This is a genomic window from Marivirga atlantica, assembly GCF_016734805.1.
Classification (GTDB): domain Bacteria; phylum Bacteroidota; class Bacteroidia; order Cytophagales; family Cyclobacteriaceae; genus Marivirga; species Marivirga atlantica.
This window is the reverse complement of the sequence record NZ_JAERQG010000003.1, coordinates 19,697-43,622: the sequence shown is the minus strand read 5'-3', so window position 1 is coordinate 43,622 and position 23,926 is coordinate 19,697. Positions and strand designations below refer to the sequence as shown.

Annotated in this window: 13 protein-coding genes; 12 read left to right on the top strand and 1 reads right to left on the bottom strand. The window is 35.6% G+C overall.

The window, feature by feature from the left end; all coding sequences use genetic code 11:
- Window positions 1–25: 25 nt before the first annotated feature.
- The gene (locus JKP34_RS11890; protein ID WP_201921620.1) at window positions 26–4,681 is read right to left on the bottom strand and encodes a translocation/assembly module TamB domain-containing protein; all 4,656 of its coding nucleotides are present in this window, start codon (window positions 4,679–4,681) and stop codon (window positions 26–28) included.
- A gap of 3 nt (window positions 4,682–4,684) precedes the next feature.
- On the opposite strand from JKP34_RS11890, the gene tsaD reads away from it, so the two are divergent.
- The 12 genes from tsaD (at window position 4,685) to JKP34_RS11830 (ending at window position 23,909) form a co-directional block, all read left to right on the top strand.
- On the top strand, window positions 4,685–5,698 hold the full coding sequence (tsaD, locus tag JKP34_RS11885) for a tRNA (adenosine(37)-N6)-threonylcarbamoyltransferase complex transferase subunit TsaD (RefSeq protein WP_201921617.1): 1,014 nt from the start codon (window positions 4,685–4,687) through the stop codon (window positions 5,696–5,698).
- Between the two features lie 2 nt (window positions 5,699–5,700).
- On the top strand, window positions 5,701–6,099 hold the full coding sequence (locus JKP34_RS11880; RefSeq protein WP_201921614.1) for a thioesterase family protein: 399 nt from the start codon (window positions 5,701–5,703) through the stop codon (window positions 6,097–6,099).
- A 34-nt stretch (window positions 6,100–6,133) separates the two neighbouring features.
- Window positions 6,134–6,598, top strand: coding sequence for an SsrA-binding protein SmpB (gene smpB / locus JKP34_RS11875; RefSeq protein WP_201921609.1), 465 nt, complete (start codon window positions 6,134–6,136; stop codon window positions 6,596–6,598).
- 3 nt (window positions 6,599–6,601) lie between these two features.
- Window positions 6,602–7,384, top strand: a complete 783-nt coding sequence (locus JKP34_RS11870) for a C40 family peptidase (RefSeq protein ID WP_201921606.1) — start codon at window positions 6,602–6,604, stop codon at window positions 7,382–7,384.
- A 34-nt stretch (window positions 7,385–7,418) separates the two neighbouring features.
- Window positions 7,419–7,940, top strand: a complete 522-nt coding sequence (locus tag JKP34_RS11865) for an HNH endonuclease (RefSeq protein ID WP_201921602.1) — start codon at window positions 7,419–7,421, stop codon at window positions 7,938–7,940.
- Between the two features lie 384 nt (window positions 7,941–8,324).
- The gene (locus JKP34_RS11860) at window positions 8,325–9,290 is read left to right on the top strand and encodes a glycoside hydrolase family 16 protein (protein ID WP_201921598.1); all 966 of its coding nucleotides are present in this window, start codon (window positions 8,325–8,327) and stop codon (window positions 9,288–9,290) included.
- Between the two features lie 157 nt (window positions 9,291–9,447).
- Window positions 9,448–11,730 (top strand): beta-glucosidase BglX, encoded by a 2,283-nt coding sequence (gene bglX / locus JKP34_RS11855; RefSeq protein WP_201921596.1) that lies wholly within the window; start codon window positions 9,448–9,450, stop codon window positions 11,728–11,730.
- Window positions 11,731–11,949: 219 nt separating this feature from the next.
- Window positions 11,950–16,122, top strand: coding sequence for a hybrid sensor histidine kinase/response regulator transcription factor (locus JKP34_RS11850; protein WP_201921594.1), 4,173 nt, complete (start codon window positions 11,950–11,952; stop codon window positions 16,120–16,122).
- 468 nt (window positions 16,123–16,590) lie between these two features.
- Window positions 16,591–19,686, top strand: coding sequence for a SusC/RagA family TonB-linked outer membrane protein (locus JKP34_RS11845; protein WP_201921591.1), 3,096 nt, complete (start codon window positions 16,591–16,593; stop codon window positions 19,684–19,686).
- 42 nt (window positions 19,687–19,728) lie between these two features.
- Window positions 19,729–21,252 (top strand): RagB/SusD family nutrient uptake outer membrane protein, encoded by a 1,524-nt coding sequence (locus tag JKP34_RS11840; RefSeq protein ID WP_201921588.1) that lies wholly within the window; start codon window positions 19,729–19,731, stop codon window positions 21,250–21,252.
- Between the two features lie 7 nt (window positions 21,253–21,259).
- On the top strand, window positions 21,260–22,375 hold the full coding sequence (locus tag JKP34_RS11835; protein ID WP_201921585.1) for an IPT/TIG domain-containing protein: 1,116 nt from the start codon (window positions 21,260–21,262) through the stop codon (window positions 22,373–22,375).
- Window positions 22,376–22,556: 181 nt separating this feature from the next.
- Window positions 22,557–23,909, top strand: coding sequence for an endo-1,4-beta-xylanase (locus JKP34_RS11830; RefSeq protein WP_201921582.1), 1,353 nt, complete (start codon window positions 22,557–22,559; stop codon window positions 23,907–23,909).
- Window positions 23,910–23,926 lie beyond the last annotated feature (17 nt).

Below are 23,926 nucleotides of genomic sequence, written 5' to 3'. Positions count from 1 at the left end.
TTTTAGGCTAATCAACTAGGGTGAGCTATTTTAGTTCATCGTTTGATGTGCTTTCCTCATCTTCTCTTAAGATGGCCTGAGGATCAGATGGAGGAGTATTATCTTTTTCTTTTTTATCTTCCTCTTCTTCTTCTTCTTCTTCTTCAGGTTCTTGTTTATTCTCTGGAGGGCTTGGTTTATCTTTATTTTTATTAAATACTTCTCTTATCTGGTTGAAGGAGGTGACATGCACTAAACTGACTCCGGTACTCGTGGTAGCACTGTTGGTGGCTTTGTCAATTGCGCTATAGTTGGTTTTATTATAAACCTTAACCCTTAGCTTACCATCTTCAGTTAATAAATATTCTACTGACCAGTCACCTAAAATACCGAGAATCTCTTGGTTAACATCGGTTGTATTGCCCTGTGAAAAACCTCCATCTCTGGTAACTCTTAGTCGGCCACCCAGAAAGCTGTATGATAATCTTAATTGAAAAGTATTAAATTCTTCATCACTAAATGATCCTAAGTCCACATCAATTTCAAGGTTTTCATCAATTTGAGTTACCCAGTAGCTTAACTGATTGGAGAGAAATTCGCTCACCGAATTACCTATCGATCCACTAACAGCAAATGAAGATGGTGGAGAAAGCCTTCTAAGAATAATTAAGCTAAATACCTGACGCTTCATCTCTTGCTCATCTGCTTCAAGTTCCGCCTCAAATGACGCCATTACTGGTCCTAATGAGTAGGCTCCAACTGATGAGGTTATACTTTCAGGATAACCACTGATGTCAATATCAAAATCTACCTGTGGTTGTAGTAAATCACCATCCAAATCCAATATAACTTTAGCAGGGTATCTTCTTCTTAATTCTGGGCTATCACTGTAGGTGGTATCTACAACTGGTAGTAAGGATACATTTTGCTCGTAAACGGCTGTAATATCCAAATTACCTCCATAAGGGTCTCCATCCCATGATATTCTACTTCCAGGTTGTATAGAAAACTCCTTATTAATGATGTTGTATAGAGTGAAGTTATATCCACCTTCAGTAAGGGTATAATCACCCAGCATGGTAAATGCACCATTGGTGTCAATATTTAAACTTATTTCACCATTTCCACGACCTCTTATGATATCGCCCGATTTAATGTCAAAAATGATTTCGGCATAAGCATCTGGTGTAACTTCCAAATCAAAGTTTAGCGTTAAACCCGTTATATCCACTTCATCTACAGTGTTGATAGGAGTTGATGTATGGTTGGCGGTATCTTTGATATTAATGAAATGGATATATTCTTCCTGCTGAACGGAGGAAGTACTTTCTACCGGAATGAACAGTTTGGTACCTTTTTCGGATCGAGCCTTAGCATCTACAACTAAGTTATTGGCTGGCCCATAAAAAGAAATGTCACCGCTAACAAAGGCATTACCATAGTAAAGGCTATTATCATTAGCTGTAGTGTTTAATACATTAAAGCTGTACATGTTTCCTTTTAGGTCAAGGAAAAGGTCGGTAAAGCCATCATGCAATAAATCACCAGAAAGATAAGCCAGATTTTCTTGCTGATCTTTCAATTCAATATTCTGCAAGGTGATTTTATTCAAATCAAAAGAGACATTTCCATTGAAATCATATAGTGTGTTTAGGTAATTAACTCGCACTTGCCCTGCTCTAACTTTACCCAAGCCACTAACAATAGGGTAATTAAGATCACCAGTAATTTTGAAATTGCCATTTACCAAACCTTTAATATCAGAAAAAATGGTGTTAATAAATGGTTCTGCAATAACCAGGTTAGCATTATCAAGCGTGGCCTCTAAGTCCAGAGTATTTTTAGCTTTGTTAGGTGTGTAATTACCATTTACACTAATAATATCGGTTCCATTCCGATTTACTATAAAATCTAGCCCTAATTGTTTGCTTTCTGCCTTCCAGTTGGACTTTCCTTTAATGTCACCTACCAGAAAAGCATCAACATAGAGATCATCAATTGTGACATCACTCAATATCAGGTATTTATCATTGAGTTTATTGATGTTAACGATCCCATCGATGGAGCCCTCAAACTCTCGTGTAGTTGAAATGGTATTAATACCAGATAAGTTGAAGTTTTCAACTTTAGTAGTTAGGTATTTGCTGGAATCATTCGATAAAACACCATCAAGTACAATTTTTTCTGATTCAGCTAAAAGACCAAAATTTTTGAAATAGTATTCTCCATCAGTAATGGTAAAAAGGTTGTTTTCAATAAAACTCCAGTTTTTATCAAGCGCTTTAATACGAGATTGATCAATTCGAATTTCAGTAGAGTCTTCCTTAAAGGTTAACAAACCTGCAACATCTAAATCATTGTCAAACTTAGGTTGTTGAATAAAGGCATTAAAATCAATTTCTTGTCCTGTCCAGATTAATTCTGATTCGATATTCTCAGTTTCAAGCTCTTCAAATAGCTTTTGACTTTGTGAGTAAACGTAAGCCATACCGAGCACATTTCTGCTTCGGTGATCTTTTGAAAGGTTAACGTCAATCTCATTGTTTTTAAAGCTGGAACCATCATAATTAATTGAATCTATAGTGCCGCTTAAGTTAAATATGCTGTTGATACCATTGTTAAAACTACCAGATATCTTTGTGTTTGGTTGGATGTAAAGCTCAGGAACAAAAAGTTGAATTAAAGGATTTATTGCCTTTATATTGAAATCAAATAGCACTTGGTAATCAGGGTAGTTAGCTAAAGTATCCAATTGACTATAGTACTCATTGAGTTGATTAGCATCATTTTTAATATTTAATCGAAACTCTTTTACCATCACGGCTATATCTTTCTGCAACTGTAAAAACTCATATTCTCCGTTTAGGCTGCCACTAATTAAATCTGAGTTGATATAAAGTTCCCTGTATTGATCCTTCACATCTGTAATTACCCCAAGTGTGTCCAACTGAAGGCTGTTGTTACCATATTTAGCATAAACGTCTTTTAAATACGCTTGCCCTTTTATGGTTTCCCAGCTATTTCCTTCTGATTTTAAGGTGCCTTCTGCTTTGACATAAATATCACTTTTAGAGAGATTAACAGCCCTGAGGTTTACGGTATCAATTGCTACATTAACGTTTACAATATTCTTTTTATCTCTAAAATCTATAGAACCATCCATATCCATTTTAAGGATAGGGTCATTGATCGTAATTTCACCATTAAAAAACTCTTTTGCTAGCTGAGCATTAGTTTTAATGTTTTGGTATTCATAACCATTGATTCCAATGAAACCCAGATTGGCATTTAGTTTAAGGTTAGCAGTAGCAAGGCTTAATCCTTTTCCTTTTACATTACCTGTCATTTGTACTTTTTGGAGTAAAGAATCTACCTCTAAAAGCCTACCAATGTTAAAATTGAAAGTGGACAAATTACCGGAGTATTCCGATTCTTCAATATTCTGAGCTATTTTGAGGTTAAGATCTGACTCAATTCTACCAAGCTGGGATGTAAATACACCATTGGCTACAAAATCTTTAGGGAAACCAGTAAATCTTCCTTTAAAATCAACAGGGCCTAATATATCAATCTTTCTGTTTGTGAGACTATCAACCACATATTGAGAAATATCTTTGGGTGTGAAATTGGCTTCTTGTAAAGTGAAGTCAATAAAACTCTCATTAAAATCTGGCAATCCATCCATCCTTAGCCTACCTTTCAAATGTGAGTTATCTCCAAATACGAGGTCAATATCTTTTGCATAGAAGTTCTTCACTTTGCCGGAGAAGCTGCCATTTAATTTATAGGTGTCTTTATATCTTTTTACATAAGGAGCAAAATAAGCCAGGTCTTTAGCGTGAATAGAGGTGTTTTTAAAGTTAGCGGCAATTTTAACAGAGTCTACCAAATAGGATAGATTACTCATTGAATTATAATTGAAAACTATGGAGTCGGCTATATGGCTGTCATTTACATCTAAATCTAATTGAGCTAAGCTTAATTTACTTTGTGATATCTCGAAGTCAGTAGATAGACTTTTTATTGTTAAAGATGAGGCTGAGTCAACTGCGGTGAGCGACTCAACTTTCATCATTATAGTATCTCTCCTGGTCTTGAATCCATTTACAGAAGCATTGAGGTTTTTTAATATAAACTGGTTGTAATTAAATCCTTCTGTAATACTATCATTATCCAGATTAATAATACCCAAGGTTATGTCTTTCAGTGTTACTTCATTCATGATGAAGGTTTTAGGAGCCTTTGTGCTATCACCTGCTCCGGCAAATTCTTTTATAGCATAAATAAAGTTATCTATATTGAAAAGATCTTCTCCTTTGTTTCTTCTGAGCATTACACGCGATTCGGTCAAGCTAACCTCATCAAGCACAATATTTTCAGGCGTTATCAACTCACGTATATCGTAGTCCACAACTAATCTTTTGGCATCTATAAATGATTCACCTTCACGATCTTTTACCTTTAAATCAGAAATGGCAAGTTTATCGAACCACTCAATGTTTACCCTTTCAATGGTGATAGAAAACCCTAGCTTTTCACTTAAGTATTCGCTTCCGTACTGTGCAACTTTAGTTTGTACATATGAGGATTGCATGGCTAGTGCCACAAAGCTGAGTGCAAAAAAGACGATAAGGAAGATATAGAGAATTGCTTTTGCGATTCCTTTTTTAATACCTTGCGAAATATTTTGTTCTTCCTTCAAATTATGGATATTACTATTCTTGCGATCGAGTCTTCCTGTGATGAAACTTCTGCATCAGTTATTCAAAACGGGAAAGTCCTTAACAACATTGTAGCTACACAGTCAGTTCATGAAAAATATGGTGGAGTTGTTCCGGAACTTGCATCCAGAGCACATCAACAACATATAATCCCAGTGGTTGACCAGGCACTTTCATTGGCAAATATAAAGAAGAAGGATTTAAATGCAGTAGCTTTTACACAAGGTCCTGGATTATTAGGCGCTTTATTAGTGGGGAGTAGCTTTGCTAAGTCAATGGCATCGGCATTAAAAATACCTTTGATTGGGGTAAATCATATGCAGGCGCATATTTTGGCTCATTTTATTGAAGATCCAAAACCGAGTTTTCCTTTTTTATGCTTAACTGTTAGTGGCGGACATACCCAAATTGTGAAGGTAAACGATTATTTGGATATGGAAATCTTAGGTGAGACCAAGGACGATGCGGTTGGTGAAGCATTTGATAAGATTGCGAAAATTATAGGACTTCCTTATCCTGGTGGACCTATGATTGATAAATATGCCAAGGAAGGCAATCCGGAGGCCTTTAGTTTTCCGGAAACAGAAATGCCAGGACTGAATTATTCCTTTAGTGGCATAAAAACAGCGGTTTTATATTTTCTTCAAAACCATCATCAAAAGGATGAAAATTTTGTAAAAGATAATTTGAATGATATATGTGCCAGTGTTCAACATAGACTAATCACTACCTTATTACAAAAACTTAAGAAAGCAGCCAAGCAGACTGGTATTAATCAGATTGCTATAGCAGGTGGTGTATCAGCTAATTCACATTTAAGGGAACAACTTAATACTTTAGGCCAGAAGCTTAATTGGGAAATATTCATTCCTAAATTCGAATATTGCACGGATAATGCCGGTATGATTGCCATGGCCGCTCACTTCAAATATCTTAAAGAGGATTTTGAAAATATTAATGCAGCACCTAAACCAAGAATGAAATTTACTGCTGAATAATTATGCAAAATCTTTTTAATAAAGGTGATACCAAAACACATCATTTTAAGGTGAAAGCTTCTGATTATGCAGCCTTCGAAGGGCAATCAGTTCATAAAGTATGTTCTACTTTTGCATTAGCCAGAGAAATAGAGTGGAGCACAAGGCTTTTTGTTTTGGAGATGCTTGATGAAGATGAGGAAGGAATTGGAACTTCCTTAAAAATCAATCATAAGGCACCTGCTTTTCTAGGTGAAGCCGTAGAAATTATTGCTACCTTTGAGGAGATTTTGAATCAGGAAATTATATGCTCTTATCAAGTACTTGTAGGAAGTAGACTAGTGGCAGAAGGACAAACAGGTCAAAGAATTTTGCCTAAAGATAAAATTCAAGAAGTATTTCAAAAACATTATATTGGGTAGTTGATTCTAATTACGCGATAATTAAAATCTCATTATGGGAGATAAAAAACAGTTTAGCTCAAACATATTAGTTAAAAATAAAAAAGCTCGCTTTGAGTATGAATGGCTTGATACTTTTCAGGCTGGTCTGGTACTTCAAGGTACCGAAATAAAGGCTATACGACTAAATAAAGTGAATTTACAAGAGTCGTATTGTTATGTGAGCAGGGGAGAGATGTTTGTAAGAGGCCTACATATTGGTCAATATGAATTAGGTACGCATTATAATCACGAAGAAAAGAGAGAGCGAAAGCTTCTACTAAAAAAGCAGGAAATAGAGAAGATTAAAAAGAAGATGGAAGAAAAGGGATTGACCATAGTACCTACTAAGCTTTACATCAATGCTCGTGGTTTAGCAAAAATGGAGATTGCTTTGGCAAAAGGTAAAAAAATCCATGATAAGCGAGATAGCATTAAGGAAAAAGACATGAAACGGGAGCTTTCTAAAATGAAATTCTAAATAATGGAAGCAGGTCAAAAAGGTATAGGCAGGCTTAGTATAATTCCTGTGAGGGCTGAAGGCTCTGATAAAGCTGAAATTGTTACCCAGCTATTGTTTGGTGAACACTACAGTGTGCTTGAAGTAGCAGAAAAGTGGATTAAAATCCAGAATTATTTTGACGGCTACAAAGGTTGGATAGACCGCAAGCAGTTTCATGCCATAAGCTCGGAGTATTTTGATCAGATTAATAATTCCACTTATAAAATCTGTACCGATCTGGTGGCATCCATTCTTTATAATAAGAACCTTGTACCTGTTACTTTAGGAAGTATTATTCCTATTTCTACAAATGAGATTTTTAAAATTGAAGAACATCTTGGCTTTAATGGTGAGGCAAAAAGTTTAAGTGAAAGAAGGGATTTTGAATACGTAAAATTGATTGCGCTTAAATATCTCAACGCACCCTATTTATGGGGTGGTAAATCACCTTTCGGTATAGATTGTTCTGGCCTCACACAAGTGGTTTTTAGAATTTGTGGGTACAAACTGTTGAGAGATGCTTCGCAACAGGTAACTCAAGGTAGAGAGGTAGAAAATTTTGAAGGAGCCATTCCTGGTGACCTGCTGTTCTTCAGAAATGCTGATAGAAAAGTGACTCATGTGGGTATTTTGTTTGAAAATCAGACAATTATACATGCTTCGGGCAAAGTTCGAATTGATTTAATTGATGAAAATGGTATATTCAATGTCGAACAAAAGCGTTATACACACTATTTGTCAGATATCCGCAGGGTAATCACCTAAATTGAAAGATCTCCCTGCTTAAAGTATTAAGCTTATGGAGATTGAGCATAAAAGAACTTTAATATTAAATCAGGACTTTAGCCCACTAACAGTTTGTGGTTATAAGAAAGCATTTCTTTTAGTTTACCTCAAGAAGGCAGAATTATTGGAAGATGATGATCAACCACTTAGAACGGTTGACAAGAGTTTTGCCTTGCCCAGTGTAATCCGTTTAAACAAATATGCCAATCTGCCTTATAAAGGCGTAATGCTTACCAGACAAAATATCTTCAAACGTGATGCATTTACATGCCAATACTGTGGCTCTGAAAAGGATCTAACTTTAGACCATTTAGTACCTCGCTCAAAAGGAGGTAAATCAATTTGGACTAATTTGGTTACTGCATGCAAAAGATGTAACGCTAAAAAAGGTCATTACACCCCTGAAGCTAGTGGAATGAAGCTTATCAGAGCTCCTTTTAAACCCAGTTATATCATGTTTATCAGAGATTTTTCCGGGCATATTAACGAACGATGGAAGAGGTATCTGGGAAAGAAAGAAAAGCTAATGGCTTGAATTTTATAGCAGGTTTAACCTTCCACTTTTTTTAAATTGACTATTAAATTAATCCCTTTCCATTGCTAATATTTTCACCTTTTGAAAACAAGTATATAGAGGCCCAATCTGGATAATTAAATAGTAAACTAAATCGTTTTGGATGCTCAAAATGAGTAAGACAAATGCTTAGATGTACTAAATGTCTTACGTAAAGTATCAATAATAGCTCCTCATTACCATTAAGAAAAGCATTAGCTATCTGATGCATATAGTGCTAAAATGGTAATATTTTGCATGCTTAGCTTCATTTATGCTACATTTTTATCATTAAACGCTTCACAAATTATACTTCCTCCAAAAATAAAACCTGATTTTTATCACTAATAAATCCAATGGAGAATAATGAGGAATAATGAATTAATAAAAGTGTTGGTTTTGGCTGTGTTAATAGCCTTAATTTTAATTAAGTGTACAGATCAAAAGACGCCTGAACCAGTGCAGGAGAAAACTGATATAATTAATGAAGCGACCTATTATGACAAAATAATTGAAGGTAAAGAGTTAGGCCCTTGGCGGACTGTTTTTAGAGACGATTTTACTGACAGTAGTAGCTCTAGCATAAATTGGATTTTTGAGAATAGCCGAGCAGATTATAATTCCACTCAAACTACCGATTACCGAGCTAGTCAAGCCAATTATAGTCAATGGGATAATCGTGAAGTCATGGAACTTTCAGCAGTTAGAAGAGGGAATAGATTCCAGGCGGGTCACATTAAATCTAAAATAAAATATGGCCCAGAGCAGGATGAGGAGATTAGGTTTAAAGCGAGCCTAAAGTTATTGGCTCAAGATGGTAGAAATCCTGACGGCTCACCTCGTTATGTGAATTTTGATCAAACATACGGCTTATGGCCTGCCTTTTGGACGGTGGACGAGGATGGATGGCCTACAAAGGGTGAAATCGATATTATGGAAGGTTATTCTTACGGTGACAGTGAAGTGTTTGCAAGTAATATTTTTTATGGAAACACTGTCGGTGTAAACACTTTATCTCATGATAATACAGTTCATGAATATGATTTGGAAAGTGATACAACCAATGGTTGGCACACGCTTGAAATGCGTTTGTTGGATGATGGTGGTTCAAAATCTATTCACATTTTTGTAAATGATGAATATGTAAAGACTTATAATAACGAAACAGATCCTAATCTTGAATTACGGAACTTCACTCCCCATATCATCATTTTTAACTTAAATGTAGGGCACGATGGGACAATTTTCGATAACGACTTAATAGATGGGTTTACCAAGGCTTTTTACTTTATTGATTGGGTAGAAGTCACTAAAAGAGATTTAGTAAACTAGTGATGTCTATAAGCTTTTGGAAATTAAGTCTAAATAATTGAAGGCCCTTTATCATACTTAGACTTTGATTATACCCATAGGGTAAATAGAAAAAAGAGGTATCTGAGACGCCTTCGAAGAAAGGCTGACAACTAAAAAAATATAAAAAAGAGAAGAAATGAATCATAAAACCAAATATTTAACAGCGCTATTGTTAGGTCTTGTTTCATGGGCGTATGCGCAAACGAATGCACACTTAAATACAAAGCTACCTATTGAGGAGCGCATCACACTGCTTATGGATCAGATGACACTGGAAGAAAAAGTGGGCCAGATGAACCAATACAATGGAACATGGGATTTTACTGGGCCACGACCAGAAGGTGGATCTGAAAAAGAAAAATTAGAACATCTGAAACAAGGATTGGTAGGTTCAATGCTGAATGTAACAGGTGTGAAAAATGTTAAAGCAGTTCAAAAAATAGCCGTTGAAGAAAGCAGATTGGGTATTCCACTTATATTTGGTTATGACGTTATTCATGGTCACAAGACTTTAGGTCCCATTCCTTTAGCTGAAGCAGCTAGTTGGGATTTAGAGGCTATTAGAAAATCTTCTGGTGTGGCCGCTTCTGAGGCGGCCGCTTCCGGTATTAACTGGACATTTGCACCTAATGTAGATATTTCTAACGATGCTCGGTGGGGAAGAGTAATGGAAGGTGCAGGAGAAGATCCTTATTTAGGCAGTGAGATAGCAAAAGCGAGAATTAAAGGTTTTCAGGGTGAATCATTGGCTGAAACGAATACCATTGCGGCTTGTGCCAAGCACTTTGCAGGCTACGGTTTCGCAGAAGCAGGATTAGAATATAATATGGCAGACATGAGCATTTCAAAGCTGCATAATACAGTATTGCCTCCTTTTAAAGCTTCGGTAGATGCTGGTGTGCGTACTTTAATGAATTCTTTTAATACGCTAAATGGTGTTCCGGCTACAGGAAACAAACTATTGCAAAGAGATATACTAAAAGGTGATTGGCAGTTCAATGGATTTGTCATTTCCGATTGGGCTTCTATTCGTGAGCTTATTGCTCATGGCTACGCCAAGGATGCAAATGATGCAGCCCTAAAAGCAGTTGAGGCTGGTTCTGATATGGATATGGCTTCGCACGTATATGTTTCCGAATTAGCAAAATTGGTAAAAGAAGGAAAGGTAAAAGAAAGCTTGGTAGATGATGCTACCAGACGAATACTAAGAGTGAAATTTGAACTGGGTCTTTTCGATGATCCTTATAAATACTGTGATGAGGAACGTGAAAAATCAGTAATTGGGAGCAAGGAAAATCATGATGCTGTGTTAGACATGGCAAAGAAATCAATCGTGTTGCTAAAGAATGAGGGTGGATTACTGCCTTTAAAGAAATCAGGTGTGAAAATCGCCTTAATTGGTAGTTTGGCAAATGACAAAAATAGTCCGCTAGGTAGCTGGAGGTTAGCTTCTGAAGATGGAACGGCAGTTTCTGTATTAGAAGGGCTGGAAAAGTATACCGATAATCAACTTGTATTTGAGAAAGGAACTGATGTAACTATAGGAGAAACACAATTTGTGAATGAACTTAATATTAATAGTACAGATTTCTCTGGCTTCGAAGCGGCAAAGAATGTGGCATCGAACGCTGATGTTGTAATAATGGTTTTAGGTGAACATGGTTTCCAAAGTGGAGAGGGTAGAAGTAGAACAGAATTAGGATTGCCTGGAAATCAGCAACAATTATTAGAAGAAATATATAAAGTAAATTCTAAAATTGTATTGGTATTAAATAATGGCCGTCCGCTTGCTATTCCATGGGCAGCTGAAAATATTCCGGCAATTGTTGAAGCATGGCAGTTAGGAACTCAAACAGGTAATGCGGTTGCACAAATGATATACGGTGATTATAATCCAAGTGGAAAGTTACCAATATCATTCCCTAGAAATGTGGGACAATGCCCGATTTATTATAATAATTATAGTACTGGAAGGCCTACAGATAAAGATAATAATGTGTTTTGGTCTCATTATATAGATGTAGAGAAGACTCCACTTTATCCATTTGGATATGGCTTGAGCTATACCACTTTTGAATACAGCAACTTAAAGATAGATAAAGAAAGCTATCAACAGGGAGAGGAAATTGTCATTTCGGTAGAGTTGAAGAATACAGGTGAGTTTGATGGAAAAGAGATAGTTCAATTATATATCCATGATGAGGTTGCCAGCATAGTAAGGCCTTTAAAAGAGCTGAAAAGGTTTGAATTAGTAGATATTAAAAAAGGAGAAACGAAGACTGTACAATTCACTCTAACTGAAGATGATTTAGGCTTCTATAATAACCAAGGTAAGTTTATAATAGAACCAGGGGCTTTTAAAGTAATGGTTGGTGAAAGCTCTATAAAAGGATTAAAAGGTGAATTTGTATTAAATTAGTCAATGATAGGCGATAGTCCATTTTTGGTTAAGTTTATATATAAACTTTCTAATTAGTCTTTCAATGAAGAAATAGAGAAATTAAAATTTAATCTATAAGTTAAGAGAGAATAAAACTGCTTAACCCTGTAGTCAACTAAATTCTGTACTAAGCTAAAATAAAATAGTATTAGTATTGATTGCCAATGGAGTCACTGTATTCGTAAAGTGAAATTTAATATGTACCATTATAGTGTGATATATAAAAGGAGTTTCAAATATCTAATTGTATTTTATCTATGCAGCTTTAATCTATTATTTGCTCAAAATAAGTTTGAAAATTATCAATTTAGGAGCATATCAGAAGCCACTTCTAAAAGAGCCATCACCTCTATAATAAAGGATGAAAATGAATTTATTTGGATTGGAACCGATGGATCAGGCTTATACAGATATGATGGGCTGAACTATATAGGTTATGAGTACGATTATAATAGTAGCACAGGGATAATCAGTGACTTCATTAACACCTTATTTCTGGATACAGATAATAAGTTGTGGGTAGGAACAAAAGAAGGTTTGTGTTTCTATGATCGTAATCTGGATGCTTTTACTTTGGTTAATATTAAAGAAGTAATTGAAAATGACTATGGACAACCTGCTTCAGTTAATAGCATTATACAAGATGATGAGGGTGATTTAATAGTAGGAACTTATGGTTTTGGTTTGTTTAAGCTCGATCGACAAACTCTTGAAATCACCAGAGTAGCAACTGAACTTCTCCAGAATAGCGATTTTCAAATTTCAAGTCTGTCTAAAACTAATTCAGGCTCAATTTATGTAGGCTCTAATTATGGTTTATTTGGTTTGGATCATAAATATCAGGCAACTCAAGTATTCAAAGATAAATTTCAGAAATCTCCTATTTCAGTATCAATTGAAAGTTTGCAGGTAGATCAACGTGGTTTCCTATGGATTGGCACTACCTCGAATGGGCTAATGAGAGTAAAGCCTGATATTGATAATTACCAATTTGATACCTTTCCAATTACACAAAATAAAATTTTATCCCTCATTGAAGTTGAGCCTAATTTTATCTTTTGTGGTACAGAAAATGACGGCCTCATAATAGTAGATGAAAAGGGAAAAGTCTATCAAAAATACCTACATAATATACAGCAAGAAAGAAGTTTAAGGTCTAACTCTATTTGGTCACTATATGAGGATAATGAAAATATAGTTTGGTTAGGCTATTACAATAAAGGATTGGGCACTTTTAATGAGACTAACAATAAGTTCAATTCAATTGAAGCCCTACCTAATGACGAAAACTCTTTACAAGCCAGTACGGTCACTTCTGTAGTTAAGGATCAATCAGGAAGAATATTTATGAGTAGCGAGGGAGGTGGAATAGATATATTTGATCCTGCAAAGAAAAGAATTATTCAGGTAAATAATGAAAATCAAAGCTATTATGCCGGATTAGATGCAAATGACATACAAACTATCTTTATTGATAGTAAGCATAATATGTGGCTGGGAAGCTGGAGTAATGGAATTTATTTACTAAGAAATGGAGATGATCATTTCAAAAATTTTAATATTTCAAATACCTCAGGTTTGAAATCAAACAGAATCCTCAGTTTTTCGGAAGACTCTAAAGGAAGAATCTGGATAGGAACATTTACAAGAGGATTACATTATTACAGCCCCTCAGAAGAGGACTTTTTTCATTTTAATATGACAGCTTCAGATGGCAATGATATTGACAGGGCGCTCATAAGAAAGGTACTGGTAGATTCTGATAATTATTTATGGATAGGTACTATCTCAGGTCTATATCGATTACAATTAAATGCTGAAGATGGGACTCAGTTAACCGCTATGCAAGGTGAAATGATGAAAGCTGCAAAAAATCATAATTCAATTGAACTTATCCTATCAATTTACGAGTCTAACGATAAAACAATATGGGTAGGTACTGATGGTGCCGGATTATTTAGCTTTAACAAAAAGACAAACACTTTCTTGAATTATGATTCATTCCCATATTTGGATGAAAAATCAGTGAGAGCCATTATTACAGATAATAATAACAACTTATGGATTAGTGGAGGAAATGGCTTAACCAAATTAGATTTTAAGCATAGAAAAAGCACAAATTTCACTAAGGAAGACGGATTGTTGTCAAATGAATTTAGAAATAATGCTGTCTACAGAGATAACAGAGGTTATTTATATTTTGGTAACTATGAAGGCCTAAATTACTTTAATCCGGAAGAAGTTCTTGAAGTTGAAAATGATTCGCATTTATATCTTACAGATTTTAAATTGTTTAATAAGTCTGTTAGTCTTGATGAGGAGAACTCTCCGCTGACTAAAGTAATTTCTCAAACAGAACAATTGACCTTAAATCATGATCAGTCGGTTTTTACAGTCGAGTATGTAGGAATTGACTTTAAGGATACCAGAAAAAATGAATATGCCTATTTTTTAGAGGGTTTTGAGGATGACTGGAATTATGTGGGAAATAATACTGCTGCCACCTATACAAACTTGGAACCTGGAAATTACCTCTTTAAATTAAAATCAGTAGGAAGGAATCAGGACAAGGAATCAAAAATCTTAACCTTACAAATCACAGTTTTACCTCCTTGGTGGAAAACTTACTATGCTTATATCCTCTATACCATATTGCTGGGATTTTTCTTGTTTTTTATAGCCCGATTATACAAAAACAGAGTTAAATCTAAACAGGCCGTAATTTTAGAAAGAGAGAAAGCAGCCCAAATAGAAAAATTGAATAACAAAAAGCTGCAGTTCTTTACAAATATTTCTCACGAATTCAGAACACCACTAACCCTAATCATTAATCCGCTCGAAGATATCCTGAAAAATAAAGAAGAGGCATTGTCTACGTCAGTTTTGAGTAAGCTAAAAACTATTCATAAAAGTTCTGATCGATTAGCCAGACTTATTAATGAGTTGATGGATTTTAATACGCTCAAATTTAACACGGTTTCTCTACAAGTGTCAGAAATTGAGATAGTTGGATTTGTAAGAGATATAGTGGATTATTTTGCAGAAGAGGCTTCGCTAAGGCAAATCCAGATATTTATAGAAAGTACAGATGAACAATTAAAGGATTGGCTAGATCCTAATATGTTTGAAAAAATAATGTTTAATCTAATTTCTAATGCAATTAAGTTTACTCCAGATGGGGGAACCATTAAAGTAAAAATCGAAGATAAAACTAGTATTGGAGAAACGAATTTAGCAAAAGCGGGAACCAGTCTCTCAGATTATTATACCGTTTCTGTTGAAGATACCGGAGCCGGATTAGACAAAAAGAACCTGAGTAAAATATTCGACCGATTCTATCAGGTTAATAATTTGAACAAAGCTTACTACGGAAGCACAGGAATTGGATTAGAAGTTGTAAAGGAATTTGTAGAATTAAATAAAGGCAAGATAGATGTTGAAAGTGCTTTAAATAAAGGGACTACTTTTACAATTACCTTTCCAAAGGGTAAGGCAATGTTTAAGGAGATTGATTTTAGTGATAAACCTTTTAAAAAGGAGCACTTCATAAAGAATCTAGAGCTTCCATCTACCACTGAAGATGAATCAAACACCAACGATGATAAAACCAAAAAAGAACATACGGTTTTGGTTGTGGAAGATAATAATGAATTAAGGAATTACTTACAAAATGAGCTAAAAGCAACTTACAAAGTGTTAGTAGCTGAGAATGGTAAAAAAGGCTATGATTTAGCTCTCAGTAAACTTCCTGATATTATAATTACCGATGTAATTATGCCGGAGATGAATGGACTGGAATTATGTAAGAATATAAAGTCCGATATTAAAGTAAGTCATATCCCAATATTGATGTTATCAGCAAAGGCAATGGTATCTCATAAGTTGGAAGGCATTGATTCTGGAGCTGATATCTATTTAAGCAAACCTTTTGATATGAGTATTTTAAAATCAAGTTTGTCTCAATTAATAAAAAGCAGGCAACTAATTTTTAATAATTTATATACCGGTATTATCAAGGAAGGTACACAAAACACCACAACCGTTGATTTAAAATTCATTCAAAAAATCTTACTGATTATTAACGATAACATTAGTAAACCTGAGCTAAATGTAGATTTTCTGGCATCAAAAATATTTTTGAGTAGAAGTCAGTTATATCGCAAAATTAAGTCCTTAACTGGTGTGTCGGTAAATGAATTTATAAGAAATGTAAGGTTAGAGAAAGCAAAGAGTTTGATTGATGAAGGTGATGATAATATAAACGAGGTAAGTTATAAGGTAGGCTTTACATCCCCTTCATATTTCACTAAATGCTTTAAAACAAAGTATGGCCACGTGCCAACTCAAAGCAAAAACTTGCAGCCGGAGTAAGCCTTATATCAGATTTCAAACTTTCCATTAATCTTTCCTTAGGCCGTTTTTAGGAAGCTCTCTTTAACTATAATTCTTATACGGTTTATTGAGCCCTAATCTTTTAAATTTTACCCATTGATCAATAGATGAGTAGACGTGTTCTATCAAGATTTTAAATTAAACTGCTATAAAAATCAAAACTTTATAATGGAAAAAATATAGTTCAGCCAGTAATCACATTCAATGTTTATTAGAATTCAAACGTTTGCATAGATTTAGTGCATTTTACACTATTTATGCTATAAAATGCATCATTTGTTCTACTGATTAACCTTCTTTTACTAGACCTTTAGAAAGAATTTAAAGTTGAAATGCATGAATACCTTATTGTATGAGTGCCAAGATTCCAGCTTTAACTTCCTTCGAATTTGACGAGGTAATAGGAAAACAATTAAAAGTTAATTTCAAGATGTAAATATTATGAGAATGTATTTTTTTAAAACAGTTTTAACACTATTCATTCTAACTTTTGCAAATGTTATTTATGCGCAAAGTGTAGAAGGTAGAGTAGTTCAAGACGGGTCACCAATTCCTGGTGTGAACGTACTTATTGAAGGAACTAGTCTCGGAACCACTACCGATGCTGAAGGTTTCTTTAAGTTGAATGACGTTTCGCAAGATGCCGTTTTGGTGTTCACCTTTGTTGGTCTTAAGACTTTAAGGGTACCTGCAAAGTTTGGTGCTCCAATGAATGTTACAATGAAGGACGATGCCGAAACCCTTAAGGAGGTAGTAGTGATTGGTTTTGGTACACAAAGGAGAGAAGATTTAACTGGTGCTATTTCATCTGTTACAGCTGAGGAAATTCAAGATCAGCCATTTACTTCAATTGATCAGGCTTTAGTTGGTCAGGCTGCTGGTGTGAATGTAACTCAAAATTCAGGTACGCCAGGAGGTGGTATTTCCGTTCAAATTAGAGGTATAACTTCAATTAATGGTAATGAGCCTTTATATGTAATAGATGGAACACCGGTATTCCCTGATAGAAACAATGAGTCGTTTTCATTCGGATTATTTGGAGGTGGAGATGGTCAGACAAGAAACTCAGCACTGGCTGGTTTAAATATATCTGACATTGAATCTATCGACATATTAAAAGATGCTTCTGCTACTGCAATCTATGGTGCAAACGGTGCCAATGGGGTTGTGCTTATTACTACCAAAAAGGGTAGTAGAGGTAAAGCAAAAATAGCATATGAAGCTTATGCTGGTGTTCAAGAGAACATCAATTTTGTAGATGTATTAGACTTACCTGGTTACGCTAGGTATCAAACAAAGCTTTTAGAGTTAAATGGAGAGCCTATTCCATTTCAATATCAAACTCCTGAGTTATTAGGTAGTGGTACTGATTGGCAAAGAGAAATTTTTAGACCTGCTCCAATTCAGAGTCATCAACTATCAATATCAGGAGGAAATGATGATACCAGATACTATACCTCATTTGGCTATTTTGATCAGGAAGGTACGGTAATTAACTCTGGTTTTGACAGGTTATCACTTAGAGTAAATGTTGACAGTAAAGTTAACTCATGGCTAAAAATTGGTAACAATCTATCAATCAATAGATCGCTTCAAAGAGTGGTAAGAAATGATGATAGGGGAGGTACTGTTATGAATGCTTTAAGGCAGTCACCAGAATTACCTGTTAGATACTCTGATGGTTCTTTTGCTGGACCGGCAAATAACATAGGCTCGGGCGGAAACGAGGCAACTAACCCTGTGGCTTTGGCTGAAATCAATAATGCAACAACACAAAGAACTCAGCTTCTTGGAAATATTTTTGGAGAGATTGAGTTTTTCGATGGCCTTACATTCAAAACGGAACTTGGATATGATTTAGGATTCGGTAAAATCGCTTCTTTTGCTCCGGCATTTGATCTGGGTACTATTGTAGAGACCTTAAACAGATCTTATAAACAACAAGAGCAGAGCTACTATTGGAACCTCAAAAACTATTTAACTTATAAAAAGACTTTTGCCGAAAAACATAATTTAACTGTTTTAGTAGGACAGGAAGCACAGGAAAATAGATATGAATATTTAAATGGTTTTAGGGCAGGCCAATTTTTAAATGAAGATTTCACGAATTTAGATGTAGGTGATACTGAAACGGCAGAAAATGGTAATGGCTCAGGTAGATGGGCTATGACCTCTTACATTTCAAGAGCCATTTACGGATTTGAAGATAAATACACTTTTTCAGCCTCTATAAGAGCTGATGCCTCTTCAAACTTTGGCCCTAATAACAGATGGGGATATTTTCCATCTGTATCTGGTGGATGGACCTTAAGCAATGAAAACTTCTTATCCGACTTAACTTTTGTTAGTAATTTAAGACTTAGAGCCGGTTACGGATCAGTTGGTAATCAAAATATTCCGCCTAATAGATTTCAAACAATACTATCCTTAGTACCATCACCATTTGGAGGTAATTCACCTACAATTGATAATTTAGGAAACCCTGATATTAAGTGGGAGTCTTTAAATTCGTTCAACCTGGGTATTGATGCAGGTGTGTTGAATAATAGGTTAAAGCTAACGGCTGATTATTATATCAAAAATTCATCAGATTTCTTGGCAAGACGTATTAACGATGAGTCCAATCAAAGTGCGCAAGATTTCTTTATAAATACTGGTGTTATCGAAACTAAAGGCTTTGAGTTAACTTTAACTTCGCTTAATTTCTCTAAAAGCGACTTTTTCTGGAAAACCACTGCTATTTTCTCAACTTATACGAACGAATTGACGCGTTTCCAAGGTCAGGGACAATCATTGCTAGGTAGAGTACAGTTTGATCAATACACTATTACAAGAACGACAGAAGGTGAGCCTGTAGGTCAGTTCTATGGATACGTGACTGATGGTCTTTTTAGAGATGCCGAAGAATTAGCAGCAGGTCCTTTACAGGAAGAGGGAACAGCTGTGGGAGATATCCGATTTAAGGATTTAAATAATGATAAAGTGATTGATGGAAATGACCAGGCACCTATTGGCAATGCTATTCCGGATTTCACCTATAGTCTGGTTAATAATTTTGAGTATAAAAGCTTTGCCTTAGATATTACACTGCAAGGAAGTCAGGGTAATGATATCTACAATTTTACCAGACATTATATTGATGGTATTGTGCCGGGCTTTGGAGATAGATATGCAAATGTTACTCCACGTGCATTAAATGCATTCGAAGAAGGTGTAAATGAAGACACCAACGAGCCTAGATTAACCTTAACAGACCCTAACGGAAACGGAAGAATCTCTGACAGATTTGTTGAAGACGGATCTTATTTAAGAATTCAAAATGTGATGTTAAGTTATCGAGTGCCTGACAGGATCTTAGGTAATGGCTTCTTCACAAGAGCAAGAATTTATGCTAGTGTTCAGAACTTATACACTTTCACTAACTATTCAGGCTTTGATCCATCTTTAGGAAGTTTAGATCAGAATGTAACATTAAATGGTATCGACCTGGGTAGGTTTCCTGTTCCTAGGATATCCTCTATAGGCGTTAACTTAGAATTCTAATAAACTCATGGTTAAGAATATTCAAATTTTAAAACACATAATATGAAACGAATTATAAATAAATATCGATTAGGTTCGCTATTTACATTGTTAGTTTTGTGTTCTTGTTCAGATGATTTTCTAAATGCACCATCTGAAACACAACTAACCCCAACTGATTTACCAGAAGGCATAACTGCTTTTGATGGTATCGCAGAAACAATGTATTTCGAGCCATGGTTTGCGTTCAATGATAAGTTTTTAATTGCTGTTGGCGACATGTATGCTGGTAATATTTACAGTGTTGATGGTGCCTACCAACAATTTAGAGATGCTCAGGTAACTTCCCAAAACCCTATTCTTACTGAAGGTTATGTCTCCCTGTTTTCAGTTATTGATCAGGCGAATAACCTGATGAGCTTAGTGGAAGAGCGAAAAGATGAGCTACCTGAAGATGATTATAATAGCTTAATAGGTATCGGGAAGTTCATGAGGGCAAATGCTTACTTCTATTTGGTTAGAGCTTTCGGAGCAGTACCTATTGTAGATGGAATTAATACCGAACCTCAACCGAAAAGAAACCTGGTTGCAGACGTTTACAAGTTTATCAAACTTGATCTGGAATTTGCCGCTGAAAACTTACCTGATTTTGCTGCGAAAAGAGGTTTTGTAACCAAGGAAGTAGCTAAAGGAATTTTAGCAAAAGTTCATCTTACCTTAGGAGAATATGCTGAATGCGCGAATCTGACAGAGCAGATAATTGGAGGGCAATATTCACTCATTCAACAATTCGGTGATCTATTTAATAGTCCTGAAAATAATAACAGTGCTGAAAGCATGTTTGCCCTTCAGTGGATATCAATTGCTACAGTTTGGGGAACACAAAATACCAACCAGGCTTATATCGTACCTTTTGGTTCTGGAATTACAGGAGGTCAAGACGGTTGGGGCGTTTACTTGCCTTCTATTTCACTGCAAGAGGAATATGAAGAGGATGATAATAGGAAAAAAGCCACAATAATGGAGGATGGTGATTTCTATCCTGAATTGTTAAGTTCTGAAGGTGGATTTACCTATGAAAAAACCCTTTCTGCCACAGCCGCTAATTTTAGGAAATATATTGTAGGTTCTGCTGCTGAAAGAAGTGATGTTTTCTTTATGAAGACATCTCAGAATACTATCATACTAAGATATGCAGATGTATTATTGATGCATGCTGAGGCTAAGCTAGCAGGCGGCTCGTCAACATCTGATCCTTCTGCTCTAAATGCCTATAACGAAGTGAGAATGAGAGCTGGTTTACCAACTAAAACTGTCTTAACGAGAGAAGAATTGTTTAAGGAAAGAAGAGCCGAGTTTGCGTTGGAGGGTCAATACTTCTTTGATTTAAAACGAAGAGGAATAAATGAGGCAATATCTGTAATCTCACAACAAGAGGTGGGCTTTTATTCAGATGTTGATAGAACTGAATTGGTTTCAATTAAGATTACGCCTAGTGCTAATTATTTTGAATTACCGATACCTCAATCGGCAATTGACACAAATCCTTCTTTGTTAGAGCAGCCTGTTCCTTATAATTTTAACTAATTGTTTTATGTTGATTAGAATAAAAAATATCGCAATTTTAATGGTATTGATTTTGACATTTTCTTCTTGTAAAGAAGAAGATGTTGATATAAAAGTAGATGCTATTGTTTCAGATACCGGAGATTTATTAAATGCTTCTTATCCGCTTAGTCAAGTTAGGGTAGAAGGTCAGGGACTTAAAGGTTTAGAAAAGATCACCTTAGACGATTCGATTGATGTTGGCTTTAATCCGGCTTATAATTCGGACAGGGCATTTATTTTTACGGTCCCGTTTGATATGTCTTTAGGCAGCAGATTTGGAGTTCAGCCTTTAACTTTTCAAACCTCAGCTGGTGGTACGTTTACTACTGATTTTGAAATCTTGCAGCCACTTCCGGTTATCAATAGTATTACGCCAGAAACACCTTTAGTAGGAAATTTTGCTACTGTTGAAGGAGAATGGTTTTTTGATGTGAGCAGTGTAACCTTTGGAGGTGAACCCATTGAATATAATGTTAGTTCGGACGAATCGCTCACAATACTTATACCTGAAACAGCAACTGGTGGGGCAGATTTAGCCATAACAACCCCTGGGGGCACCCTAACACAATTTTTAGAGGTTAGTTTAGGATTTGTTATAGTTAACATCTCTGATTTTGATGGCGGTGGAGTTAGGCAAGAATGGTTCTCTTTTGGTGATGTAGCCGCATTTGATACGAACGTTACAGGAGGGCCGACAGGAAATTATGCTCAATTTTCATGGGAAGGCTCTACAGAAAATGGTTATAACGGAACAAGTGCTGGCGGAGGTGCTAACTTTTTAGATGAAAATAGTACCGATCCGGCAGAAGCCTATATTGATATAGACATAAGTACAAATGTTGTTGGAGCTCATGTAGCCATACAGCTTAACGCTATAGGTGGAGAAAATTTCGCTTACAACTTCAAATCAGAGGATACTGAATGGAATACATACTCTATACCACTGTCAGAATTCCGTAATAACTATGGTTTTGGCGAGGTGGTTGAAGGTAGTCCTGATCCTACTCAAGTGAATCAAATTAATGTTGGTATTGTTCAAAGTGATACGCCAAACCCTACTATCATTAGTTTTGATAATTTGAAGATTAAATACAGAAACTAAATACCAAGAATGATTATTGAATCCAAAAATCATTCTTAGTGAGCGTACTTTTGTTGTGCAGATGTGTGATTTAATATAACAGTGAGGACCTTGGTCCTCACTTTTTTTGAATGATTAGCTGTTTTAAACAAATGATCACTTACGTACTATTTAACATATTGTAATGAGTAAACAACCGATAATGAAAAATCTTATTCTGTTTTTTATAATGAGCATAGCATTTCTGTTAAATGCTTGTGCTAATGATGGGGATGAACCAGACCTGCCTTCCTTAAAAAATCCTGTTGCCACTACGCCTTCAGATATTACGGATAATAGTTTCACTGCTAGCTGGAATTTCGTTTCAACAGCAAAAAGTTATCGGCTTGACGTATCACTCCAGAGTGATTTTACTAGTTTCATTGAAGGTTATGAATCGCTGGAAGTTACAGCTTTAACTGCTGAGGTTACAGATTTAACACCTGCTACCGAGTATTATTTTAGAGTTAAGGCAGTGAGAGAATCAGCTGAGTCAGATTTTTCAAATGTGGTGATGGTAACTACTACAGGTACAATTATCGATACTGATGTTAATTTGAAAGATAAAGCAGCCGGTAACTTTTTTGTAGGTGCCGCGGTAAGTACAAACCGGCTCACCGGAGGTTATAATGATTTGTTGACTAACGAGTTTAACAGCATTACAGCTGAAAGTGAAATGAAAATGAGAACCATTTTCTTAGGACCCGGTGATTACGACTGGACAAGACCAGATGCATTAGTAGAGTATGCTACTGATAATAATTTGAATATTCACGGTCACGCTTTGGTATGGCATGTAGAAGTGCCTGATTGGATGACTACATTTACAGGTTCAAACGAAGAATTTGAACAGATTATGGAAGATTATATCAAGACCGTTGTAACAAGATATGCTGGTAAGATTACCTCCTGGGATGTAGTTAATGAAGCTATAAATGATGGTGGAGGTGTAAGAAACACTATTTTTCTTGATAAGTTAGGGCCTGATTACATAGCAAAATGTTTTCAGTGGGCCAGAGAAGCAGATCCGGATGTATTGTTATTTTACAATGACTACAACACACCGGCAGACTTAACTAAGCAGAACGATGTTTATGCCTTGATTGATGAGCTACAAGCTGATAACGTACCTATTGATGGCCTGGGACTTCAAATGCATATAAGCATTGATAGCCCAACGCGACAGCAAATACAAGATGATGTTGATAAAGCCTTGGAAAGAAATTTAATAGTACACTTTTCAGAGTTAGATGTTAGGGTTAATCCTGATGGTAGGGAAATAGTGGGTACACTTACAGAAGAGCGGGATTTTGATCAACGATTGAAGTATAAAGAAGTAGTTGATTTATATAATGACATACCTGACCCTTTTAAATACGCCATAACAGTATGGGGTATACGCGATCCGGATTCCTGGATTATCAATCAATATGACAGACCTGACTGGCCACTATTGTTTGATGGTTCATTCAATCGAAAATCAGCACATACCGGATTTCTTGAAGGTTTAGAGTAGCATGATAATTTTCTATT

What these genes read in the sequence shown, in the direction of transcription:
- tsaD (WP_201921617.1), top strand. Translation starts at nt 4,685, where the DNA reads ATGGATATTACTATTCTTGCGATCGAGTCTTCCTGTGATGAAACTTCT.
- JKP34_RS11880 (WP_201921614.1), top strand. Translation starts at nt 5,701, where the DNA reads ATGCAAAATCTTTTTAATAAAGGTGATACCAAAACACATCATTTTAAG.
- smpB (WP_201921609.1), top strand. Translation starts at nt 6,134, where the DNA reads ATGGGAGATAAAAAACAGTTTAGCTCAAACATATTAGTTAAAAATAAA.
- JKP34_RS11870 (WP_201921606.1), top strand. Translation starts at nt 6,602, where the DNA reads ATGGAAGCAGGTCAAAAAGGTATAGGCAGGCTTAGTATAATTCCTGTG.
- JKP34_RS11865 (WP_201921602.1), top strand. Translation starts at nt 7,419, where the DNA reads ATGGAGATTGAGCATAAAAGAACTTTAATATTAAATCAGGACTTTAGC.
- JKP34_RS11860 (WP_201921598.1), top strand. Translation starts at nt 8,325, where the DNA reads ATGAGGAATAATGAATTAATAAAAGTGTTGGTTTTGGCTGTGTTAATA.
- bglX (WP_201921596.1), top strand. Translation starts at nt 9,448, where the DNA reads ATGAATCATAAAACCAAATATTTAACAGCGCTATTGTTAGGTCTTGTT.
- JKP34_RS11850 (WP_201921594.1), top strand. Translation starts at nt 11,950, where the DNA reads ATGTACCATTATAGTGTGATATATAAAAGGAGTTTCAAATATCTAATT.
- JKP34_RS11845 (WP_201921591.1), top strand. Translation starts at nt 16,591, where the DNA reads ATGTATTTTTTTAAAACAGTTTTAACACTATTCATTCTAACTTTTGCA.
- JKP34_RS11840 (WP_201921588.1), top strand. Translation starts at nt 19,729, where the DNA reads ATGAAACGAATTATAAATAAATATCGATTAGGTTCGCTATTTACATTG.
- JKP34_RS11835 (WP_201921585.1), top strand. Translation starts at nt 21,260, where the DNA reads ATGTTGATTAGAATAAAAAATATCGCAATTTTAATGGTATTGATTTTG.
- JKP34_RS11830 (WP_201921582.1), top strand. Translation starts at nt 22,557, where the DNA reads ATGAAAAATCTTATTCTGTTTTTTATAATGAGCATAGCATTTCTGTTA.